This window comes from Corallococcus sp. AB049A (assembly GCF_003668885.1).
In the GTDB taxonomy this organism is placed as follows: Bacteria; Myxococcota; Myxococcia; order Myxococcales; family Myxococcaceae; genus Corallococcus; species Corallococcus interemptor.
In genome coordinates this window covers 1-9,997 of the sequence record NZ_RAWL01000324.1, presented here as the reverse complement: position 1 = coordinate 9,997, position 9,997 = coordinate 1, and the positions used below count along the sequence as shown (strand labels likewise).

Genomic DNA, 9,997 nt, shown 5'->3' with positions numbered 1-9,997 from the left:
AGATGTGTATAAGAGCCAGCACCCGCCCCACCTACGGCTACGTCTACGTGCCGGAGGATGACGCCCCGGGCTTCGAGTCGCTCAACGGCAAGGCGCACAACGAGAAGCCGCTGAAGCTGGAGCGGCACCGTCCGCGAGGCCAGCGTGAGGAGCGCCGCCCCCGTCACGAAGCGCTGCCGGACCTCCCCGGCCAGGCGCGGCTGTGGGTGGGCCTGGGCCGGCAGGAGGGCCTGGACGAGGCGGGCGTCACCGCCGCGCTGGAGGCCGCGGGTGCTCCGGCGGGCAAGGTGCTGCGCACCGACCTGCGCCCCACGTACGCGTACGTCTTCGTCGCGGAGGAGGACGTGGCGGGCTTCGAGGCCACCCACGGCAAGCCGCACGGCGAGGGCAAGACGCTCAAGGTCGAGCGGGCCAAGCGCAAGTAGCGCTTCCGCGGCTCCCGCGGCTCCGGTCCCTCACGGCTCCGGAGCCGCCTTCTTCCTGCGGGCCCGGTGGTAGTGCGCCACGCACAGCCCCCGGGCCAGCACGGGCCGGCCGCACTCCGGTGAGGTACAGGCCGCGCTGGGCTCCTCCACCTGGGAAGACACAGCGCCCGGCCCACCGCTGAACATCGCCTCCGCCACGGCCAGCAGGCGGTCCACGTCCTCCCGCCCCAGCTTCTTCAGCCGCACCCACTCCACCAGCCGATGAGCCCCCGCGTCCTCCGCGTCCTCCAGCCGGAACAGCTCCCACAGCGGCAGCTCCAGCGCGGCCGCGACCTGGAGGAGCGTGTCGTAGCTGGGGTTGCGCTCGCCGCGCTCCAAGAGCGAGACAAAGCTCACGGAGATGTCACACCGGGCGGCGAAGTCCTCCTGGGTGAGGCCCCGGCGCTCGCGCAGCGTGCGGATCCGCCGCGCCAGTCCCTGCAGGGACGAACCGGCGTCGCTGTCGTCCGGGGAGTCGGGGCGCATGGACGCACCCATCGTAGCGCACCGCTTCTGTTAAGGTTTTGAAGTCTGTCCCCAGGAGTGAAGCCCACCATGAACGCCGTCGACGGCACCAACTACTACTTCCGCAAGGCCGCGCGGGTGATGGACGTGGGCACGCCCATCGAAACGCTCCTGGCCACGCCCCTGCGCGAGGTGAAGGTGCAGGTGTCCATCGAGATGGACTCCGGAGAAATCCGCACGTTCCTGGGCTACCGCATCCAGCACGACAACAGCCGCGGCCCCATGAAGGGCGGCCTGCGCTACCACCCCGCCCTGGACCAGGACGAGTGCGTGTCGCTCGCGTCGCTGATGACGTGGAAGACCGCCGTGGTGAACGTGCCCTACGGCGGCGCCAAGGGCGGCGTGGCGTGCGACCCCGCGCAGATGAGCCTCAAGGAAGTGGAGCGGCTCACGCGCAAGTTCGTGGATCAGATTCAAGACGTCATCGGGCCCACGCGGGACATCCCCGCGCCGGACGTCAACACCAACCCCCAGGTGATGGCCTGGGTGATGGACCAGTACTCGCGCTACCACGGGCACTCCCCCGCGGTGGTGACGGGCAAGCCCCTGGAGCTGTACGGCTCCAAGGGCCGCGAGGCCGCCACCGGGCGCGGCCTGCTCTACGTATGCCGCGAAATCCTGCGCGACCTGGGCATGCCGGTGAAGGGCACGCGCTTCGCCATCCAGGGCTTCGGCAACGTGGGCAGCCACATCGCGCAGCTCATCTGGGGCGACGGCGGCGTGGTGGTGGCCGCGTCCGACGTGCTGGGCGGCATGTACAACCCCATGGGCCTGGACGTGCCGTCCCTCTTCGAGCACGTGAAGCGCACCGGCACCGTGACGGGCTTCTCCGGCGGCACGCCCTGCACCAACGAGGACGTGCTCGCGGCGGACTGTGAAGTGCTCATCCCCGCGGCGCTGGGCCACGTGCTCACGCGCGACAACGCCAACAGCGTGCGCGCGCGGCTGGTGGTGGAGGGCGCCAACGGCCCCACCCAGCCGGAGGCGGACGACATCCTGGAGAAGCGCGGCATCTTCGTGGTGCCGGACATCCTGGCCAGCGCGGGCGGCGTGACGGTGAGCTACCTGGAGTGGGTGCAGAACCTCCAGCACGTCTCCTGGGAGGAGGACCGCGTCAACGCGGAGCTGGAGAAGACGATGAAGGAGGCCTACGACCGGGTGGCGCAGATTGCACGGTCCCGTAAGGTCTCCATGCGGACGGCCGCCTACATCCTGGCCATTGGCCGCGTGGGCAAGGCCACGGTGCTGCGCGGCATCTGACGCACCCCGCCGCGCACGCGGGCAGGCAGCCATGGGGCTCCGCGCCGCTTCCGTGCGGGCCGCGCTTCCGCTACACGGCCGCCATGATGGTCACCCTGCAGGACATCCAGGCGGCGCGTGAGCGCATCCGCACCGCGCTGCGCCCCACGCCGTGCCCCGCGTCGGACTACTTCACGGAGAGGACCGACTGCGCGGTGGTGTACTTCAAGCTGGAGAACCTCCAGCGCACCGGCGCCTTCAAGGAGCGCGGCGCCCTCAACAAGCTGCTGACGCTGACGGAAGAGGAGAAGCGCCGCGGCGTCATCGCGGCCTCCGCCGGCAACCACGCGCAGGGCGTGGCGTACCACGCGCGCCGGCTGGGCATCCGCGCCACCATCGTGATGCCGGAGCGCACGCCGCTGATCAAGGTCACGCGCACGCGGGATGACTACGGCGCGCGCGTGGTGCTCAAGGGCGCCAACTTCGACGAGGCCTACGCCGAGGCCCTGCGCATCCAGGCCGCGGAGAACCTCACCTTCGTGCACCCGTTCAACGACCCGCACGTCATCGCGGGCCAGGGCACGCTCGCGCTGGAGCTGTTGGAGCAGTGCCCGGACCTGGAGCTGGTCATCGTGCCGGTGGGCGGCGGCGGGCTCATCTCCGGCGTGGCCGTGGCGCTGAAGGAGACGAACCCGCGCATCCAGGTGGTGGGCGTGCAGGCCTCCACCATCGCCAGCATGAAGGCGTCGCTGGATGCCGGGAAGCGCACGGAGCTCACGAACGCGGGCACCACCATCGCGGACGGCATCGCGGTGAAGGTGCCGGGGGAGCTGACGTTCGAACACGTGCGCAAGTACGTGGACGCGGTGGTGACGGTGGACGAGGAGGAGATCGCCGCCGCCATCCTGATGCTCCTGGAGCAGGAGAAATCCGTGGCCGAGGGCGCCGGCGCGACGGGGCTGGCGGCGCTGATCAATGGCCGGATTCCGCAGGCGAAGGGCAAGCGCGTCGCCATCATCATCGGCGGCGGCAACATCGACATGAACGTCATCAGCCGCATCATCGAGCGGGGCCTCGTGAAGGCGGGCCGCCTGGTGCAGCTGGAGGTGCGGCTGCCGGACCGGCCCGGCATGCTCGCGCGGCTCACCACGCAGATCGCCGAGATGCGCGCCAACGTGGTGGACCTGCACCATGACCGCGCCTTCTCCAAGGCGGGCCTGGGCGAGGCCACGGTGGAGGTGATGCTGGAGACCACCGGACACGCCCACATCCAGGAGCTGATGACCGCGCTGGAGTCGCAGGGTTGGCAGGTCGCCCGGACGTAGGGCGGGGAGGCTTGCGCGGGCGCTCGGGGCTTCGGCGATACTCCGGAAACCCATGAACACGCCCCTCATCGCCCTGCTGCTCCTGGCCGCCGCTCCTCCCGCGCAGAAGGCGAAGGAGCTGGCGGCCCACAAGGAGTGGGAGGAGCTGTACCTGGCCTTCGCGGCCGCGGACCCTTCCGCCTATCCCGAAGCGCAGCGGCCGTCCGTGGCGGCGCCGCTGCTCAAGGGCTGCGAGGCGCTGCTCCCGGAGGATGCCGTGATGGCGTACTCGCTGGGCGAGCGCGCCGTGGCCTTCCAGGAGACGGCGGGCGGCCTGCGCTGCCTGGCGCGCGCCGCGCTGAAGACGGATCAGCGCTCCGCCGCGGAGGACGCGCTGAAGAAGGGCCTGGAGCACTTCCCCAAGGACGGCGCGTTCGCGCTGGAGCTGGGGCGGTTGCAGCTGGCGGACCAGGACTCGGAAGGGGCGCTGGCCACGCTGCAGAAGGTGCCCGCGAAGTCGAAGGAGGCCTCGGAGGCGAAGAAGCTGCTGCAGCTGGCGCGCTCGCGGGTGTCGGAGGAAGGGGCCGCGCGGCGCGAGGCGGAGCGCCTGGAGCAGCGGATGAACGGCGAGCCCGGCTCCGGGGACACGCGCCAGGCGAGGGCGACGTCAGGCGGAGAGGTCCGCTCCGCGAGCCTCAGCTACGAGTCCGGCGTGGGCAAGGACGGCATGCGCGTGCGCCAGAACAGCCGCTTCGCCATCCGCTACTTCAACAGCGACCGGGACTTCGGCCAGCGCGCGGAGTACGAGGGCAAGGTCGTGTCCGCGCTCGACGAGGCCTATGACTTCACCCAGCGCACGCTGGGGAAGGCCCGCGAGCGGCAGCTGAACGTGGTGCTCTACACGCGCGACGAGTTCGCCACGCACCTGGGCCCCAGCTACGCGGCCGCGGTGGCGGGCCTGTACTCCGACAACGCCATCCGCATGAACGACGCGGCGGAGCTGACGCAGGCGACGAAGGCCACGCTGGTCCACGAGTACGTGCACGCGGCGGTGGACGAGCTCTGCCCGGGCGGCGGCGGTGCCCTGCCCCGCTGGTTCAACGAAGGCCTGGCCGAGTACATCGAGTGGCGCTACCTGGGGCTGGACGGCCCCCCGCGCGGACTCCGGGAAGCGATGCGGGGCCGGGCAAAGCAGGGGCTCTTGCCGAAGCTGTCGGACATGGACTCGAAGGCGCCCATCACCATGTCCCAGCCGGAGATCGCCTACGGCACGTCCGCCATGGCGGTGCGGGAGCTGGTGCGGCTGGGGGGCCAGGAGAAGCTGCTGGCCTTCATCCAAAGGGCGGGCGGGGGGCAGTCCTTCCAGGAGGCCCTTCAGGCCACCTACGAGAAGGACTTCGCGGGCCTGGACCAGGCGGTGCGTGCCGCCCTCTCGGGGAGGTAGCGGCCGGCCGGGCGTGGCGGATTGGTTTACCCCCTGGCGGGAGTCCCCTACACTCGCGGACCTCCAAGATTTTCGCTGCGGCGGTCCCCCTGTTGGACGCTGGCGCAGCAAGGTGACGGATGTCCGATACGCGCGCCGCGATGAGAGAGTTCCGCTTCCTGGATGAGAAGCGGAAGCTGGGAAGCCTGTCCGCTGTCGAGGAGGCTCGCTGGGTCGAGTTGCGCGGCCTCTTGGGCATCCAGGACGCGGCGGACACCGCGGCGGCCCAGGCGTGGGCACAGCCGGAGCAGCAGCCGCAGGGCTACTACGGCGAGGATGGCCAGTGGTACGCCTACCCCGCCGGCTACGAGCAGCCGCAGGGCTACTACGGCGAGGACGGCCAGTGGTACGCCTACCCCGCCGGCTACGACCCGAACGCCCAGGGCTATTACGGCGAGGACGGCCAGTGGTACGCCTACCCCGCCGGCTACGACCCGAACGCGCCGTATGACCCGAACGCGGCGGCGGCCTACGACCCCAACGCGGCGGCCTATGATCCGAACGCGGCGGCGGCATGGGCGCAGCAGGGTTACGACCCGAACGCGGCGTATGACCCGAACGCGGCCCCGGTGGATCCGCAGGCCGGCGGGTACGTCCCGCAGGCGCCCGCCGAGCCGGACAGCCTGAACCTCAGCACGGACGACATCGACATCCCCTCGCTGAGTGAACCCGCGCCGTGGATGCCGCAGGCCCCCGTGGCGGCGGCGCCTGCTGCGGCGGAGGCGTGGGGTACGAGCGCCGAGGAGGACTTCTCCGGTCTGTCGGTGGAGACGCCGCCGCCGGTGGCCGCCGCCGAGCCGGAGCCCTCGCTGGAGGATTCGTTCGCGGACCTGTCGATGGAGGTCGAGTCGGAGGCCCAGGCCCCCGCGACGTCCGAGCTGGATCCGATGGCGGAGGCGCTGGCCTCCGCGGAGCACGCGGTTGGCGAGGCGGAGCTGCTGGAGGCGGAGCCCGTCCCCGAGGCGGTGATGGCCGAGGACCTGTCGCCCGTGGACGCGGCGTGGGACGCGGCGCCGCTGGCGGTGGAGTCCGAGGAGTCGCGGGCCAGCGCGCTCGACACGGCGCCGCTCGCGGTGGAGCCGACGGCGCCGGCTGGAGGCACGGCTTCGGAGTGGGACTGGAGCGACGTCGCGACGGCGGAGTCCGCCGCGCCCGTGGAAGCCGCCGTGCAGGAAGCGGAGCCGGCCGCCGCGGAGACGGCGGAAGCGTGGGGGGCGGATGCGGCCCCTGTCGCGGGTGCGCCGGAGCAAGGTGGGGAGATCGCGCTCGGCGCGGGGGACATCGCGGAGGCGTGGACGGATGGCGCCTCGGCCACGGAAGTGCCCGCGGAGGAGATCGCCCTGGACGCGGGCGACGTCGCCACGGAGTGGCAGCCGGAGACGCCTGTCGCGGCGACCTGGCAGTCCGGTGGAGAGGCCGCGGCGACCGGACCGACCGAAGTCGAGGCCGCATGGCAGGCGACTCCGGAGGCCGAGGAGATCCCGCTCAGCACCGGTGATGTGGCCACGGAGTGGCAGGCGGGTGCTGAAGCTCCGGCGGAGATCGCGCTCGGCACCAACGACGTCGCGACAGAGTGGCAGGCGGGGGCTGAGGCTCCGGCCGAAGAGATTGCGCTCGGGACCAACGATGTCGCCACGGATTGGCAGGCGGCTGGCGAGGCTCCGGCGGAGATCGCGCTCGGCACCAACGACGTCGCCACGGATTGGCAGACCGGCGAACAGGCTGCTGCGCAGGAGAGCGCGCTCGGCACCAACGATGTCGCCACGGATTGGCAGGCGGGTGCCTCGGCTCCGGCTGACGCAGAGATCGCGCTGGGTGCGGATGACGTTGCCACGGAGTGGCAGGCAGCTGACGAGGCTCCGGCTGCCGATGCCGTCGCGCTGAGCACGGACGACGTCGCCACGGAGTGGCAGGCGGATCCGGGTGCTTCAACGGAAGGCGCGGGAGAGATCGCCCTCGGTTCCGAGGATGTCGCCACGGAGTGGCAGGCCGACACGGCGGCAACCACCGACGCGAACACACCGGCCACGGGCGATGCCCTGACGGAGTGGTCCGCGAACAACGCCGCCGCCGAGGAGATCCCGCTCGAGTCGAGCGATGTCGCCACGGATTGGCAGTCGGGCAGCGCTCCTTCACCCGAAGCCCCCGCCGAGGAAATCGCTCTCAGCACGGACGACGTCGCGTCGAACTGGGAGTCCGCCAGCGGTGCTCCGGCGGAAGCCTCGGCCGAGGAGATCGCGCTCGACGCGAACGATGTCGCCCACGAAGGCGTCACGGATGGCTCCAACGGCGGCGCGGCCCCGGCGGTCGCGTCCGGCGTGGACGCCCAGACCTTCGACGTCGCCGAACTCGGAGCCGAAGAGGAGCAGCTCACGCCGCCGCCCTCCCCGTTCGCGAACGAGTCCGGCATCCCGTCGCTGCGGATCCGCAGCATCCCGGTCGGCCCGGACATCGAAGCCGACACGGTGGAACTCGGCTCGGACGACGTCGAGCCCGCGGACGAAGCGGCCCCTGTTTCGGAGCAGTGGGGCGAGCTGAGCGGCAGTGCCGACGAGGCCGTGCCGCTGGCCACCGCCGCCGAGTCGCTCGCCGAAGCGCAGTCCACCGAAGCTTCGACCTGGAACACCTCGGATCAGGATGCGCAGTCGTGGTCCGCCGAAGGTGCGCCCTCGGACGCCACCGACACCGTGGGTCTGCAGGACGCGTCCGCAGCCATCGAGCTCCAGCCCGAGTGGGCCGCCGATGCCGTGGAGCCCACCGCGAGCGCGTCCGAGTGGGCGCAGCCGTCCGAGGACGCCGCCCCCATCGAGCTCCAGCCCGAGTGGGCCGCCACCGCGTCGTCCGAGCAGCCCGCCGCGAGCGCGACGCCCGCCTGGGATGCTCCGGCCACTGACTCCGCCTGGGCCGCGTCCTCGACGGCGCCCGTCGCGGATGCGCAGGCCGGATGGACGCCCGCGTCCGAGGAAGCTCCGCTGATCGAGGCCCAGTCCGAATGGGCCACCCCTGAGGCCGCCCAGCCGGCGCAGGCGTCCGAGTGGAACGCCACGGAAGAAGCCGCCCCCATCGAAGCCCAGCCGGAGTGGGCCACGGAGGAAGCCGCCGCGCCCGCCGCCACGCAGTCCGAGTGGAGCGCCACGGAAGAAGCCGCGCCCATCGAGGCTCAGCCCGAATGGGCCGCCACCACCGAAGGCGCCGCCGCCGTCCCCACGCAGCCGCAGTGGGGAACCGAGGAGGCCGCGCCCATCGAGGCCCAGCCCGAGTGGGCCACCGCCGAAGACGCGCCGATCGAAGCCCAGCCCGAATGGGCCACGGCTGAAGAGGCCACGCCCGTCGCCACGCAGTCCGAGTGGGCTCCGGCGGAAGCCACCGCACCGGTCGCCGCGCAGTCCGAATGGGCCTCGACTGAAGAAGCCCCTGTCGAAGCCCAGCCCGAATGGGCCACGGCGGAAGAGTCCGCGCCTGTCGCTGCGCAGCCCGAGTGGGCCACGGCCGAAGAGTCCGCTCCCGTTGCCGCGCAGTCACAGTGGGCGTCGGATGAAGTCGCGCCCATCGAAGCCCAGCCCGAGTGGGCCACGGAGGAAGCCGCCGCTCCTGTCGCCGCGCAGCCCGAGTGGGCTTCGACGGAAGCGACCGCGCCCGTCGCAGCTCAGCCAGAGTGGGCCACGGCCGAAGAGTCCGCTCCTGTCGCCGCTCAGCCTGAGTGGGCCGCGGCGGAAGAGGCCCCCATCGAGGCACAGCCCGAATGGGTCTCGGAGGAAGAGGCCACGCCTGTTTCCGCGCAGCCTGAGTGGACCCCGGCGGAAGCCAGTGCACCGGTCGCCACCCAGCCCGAGTGGACCGCCGAAGAAGCCGCACCTGAGTCCGCGCAGTCCAACTGGGCCACGGCGGAGGGCTCCGCGCCCGTAGCCGCGCAGGCCCAGTGGACGTCGGATGAAGCCGAGCCGATTGAAGCCCAGCCCGAGTGGGCCACGGAAGAGTCCGCGCCCGTCGCCGCGCAGTCCGAGTGGGCCACGGCTGAAGGCACCGCGCCGGTCGCCGAGCAGTCCGCGTGGGCGACGACGGACAGCGCCACGGAAGCCGCGACCATCGAGGCGCAGCCCGAGTGGGCCACTGCCGAAGACGCACCGATCGAAGCCCAGCCCGAATGGGCCACCGAAGAAGCCGCTGCGCCGGTTGCCACTCAGTCCGAGTGGGCCACCGCCGAAGAGGCTCCCATCGAGGCGCAGCCTGAGTGGGCTACGGCTGACACTGCCACGCCGGTTGCCACGCAGCCCGAGTGGTCGACGTCCGAGACCGCCGCCGAAGAGGCTCCCATCGAGGCGCAGCCTGAGTGGGCTACGGCTGACACTGCCACGCCGGTTGCCACGCAGCCCGAGTGGTCGACGTCCGAGACCGCCGCCGAAGAGGCTCCCATTGAGGCGCAGCCGGAATGGGCCACCGAAGAAGCCGCTGCTCCTGCCGTAGCGCAGCCGGAGTGGGCCACGGAAGAGGCCGCTCCCGTCGCCGCCGCGCAGCCGGAGTGGGCCGCCGCTGAAGAGGCCCCCATCGAGGCCCAGCCGGAGTGGGCCACGGAAGAGGCCGCTCCCGTCGCCGCGCAGCCGGAGTGGGCCGCCGCTGAAGAAGCGCCCATCGAGGCCCAGCCGGAATGGGCCACCGAGGAAGCCGCTCCCGTCGCCGCGCAGCCCGAATGGGCCGCCGCGGAAGAAGCCCCCATCGAGGCCCAGCCCGAATGGGCGACGGCCGAGGCCGTGACCCCGGGCGCGGATCAGCCGTGGGCCACCACGGACGCCGCGCAGCCGGAATGGGCCGCCACCGAGGACGCCTCCGCTGGCGCCGCCTGGGCCCAGCCCACCGGCACCCAGCAGTCGTGGGACGCTCCGGTCGAGGAAGCCGCCTCCGAGTGGGTCTCCCCTCCCGCCACGCCGGAGTGGGGCGCCCCTGCGGCCCCCGCCGCGCGCTCCGCCTGGGCCACGCCCCAGGAG

Annotated in this window: 5 protein-coding genes and 1 pseudogene; 5 read left to right on the top strand and 1 reads right to left on the bottom strand. The window is 72.1% G+C overall.

Going from position 1 to position 9,997, the window contains the following annotated elements; translation table 11 throughout:
* A pseudogene (locus tag D7X55_RS28320) lies at positions 1 to 425 on the top strand (DbpA RNA binding domain-containing protein); the annotation flags it as partial.
* A gap of 30 nt (positions 426 to 455) precedes the next feature.
* On the opposite strand, the gene D7X55_RS28315 reads toward D7X55_RS28320, so the two are convergent.
* Positions 456 to 950, bottom strand: a complete 495-nt coding sequence (locus D7X55_RS28315; RefSeq protein WP_120552806.1) for a helix-turn-helix domain-containing protein — start codon at positions 948 to 950, stop codon at positions 456 to 458.
* 69 nt (positions 951 to 1,019) lie between these two features.
* Here D7X55_RS28315 and D7X55_RS28310 point away from each other — a divergent pair, with 69 nt between their 5' ends.
* The 4 genes from D7X55_RS28310 to D7X55_RS28295 form a co-directional block, all read left to right on the top strand.
* The gene (locus tag D7X55_RS28310) at positions 1,020 to 2,249 is read left to right on the top strand and encodes a Glu/Leu/Phe/Val dehydrogenase (protein WP_120552803.1); all 1,230 of its coding nucleotides are present in this window, start codon (positions 1,020 to 1,022) and stop codon (positions 2,247 to 2,249) included.
* Between the two features lie 86 nt (positions 2,250 to 2,335).
* Positions 2,336 to 3,553: a threonine ammonia-lyase gene (locus tag D7X55_RS28305; protein ID WP_121724684.1), complete on the top strand. Its 1,218-nt coding sequence runs from the start codon at positions 2,336 to 2,338 to the stop codon at positions 3,551 to 3,553.
* A 52-nt stretch (positions 3,554 to 3,605) separates the two neighbouring features.
* Entirely contained in the window at positions 3,606 to 4,976 is a 1,371-nt protein-coding gene (locus tag D7X55_RS28300) for a peptidase MA family metallohydrolase (RefSeq protein ID WP_120552804.1), read from the top strand.
* 119 nt (positions 4,977 to 5,095) lie between these two features.
* Positions 5,096 to 9,997 (top strand): hypothetical protein (locus D7X55_RS28295; RefSeq protein WP_121724683.1); only part of this gene is annotated, 4,902 nt, incomplete at its 3' end.

Coding starts and splice junctions, on each gene's coding strand:
- D7X55_RS28315 (WP_120552806.1), bottom strand. CDS start 950: ATGCGCCCCGACTCCCCGGACGACAGCGACGCCGGTTCGTCCCTGCAG.
- D7X55_RS28310 (WP_120552803.1), top strand. CDS start 1,020: ATGAACGCCGTCGACGGCACCAACTACTACTTCCGCAAGGCCGCGCGG.
- D7X55_RS28305 (WP_121724684.1), top strand. CDS start 2,336: ATGGTCACCCTGCAGGACATCCAGGCGGCGCGTGAGCGCATCCGCACC.
- D7X55_RS28300 (WP_120552804.1), top strand. CDS start 3,606: ATGAACACGCCCCTCATCGCCCTGCTGCTCCTGGCCGCCGCTCCTCCC.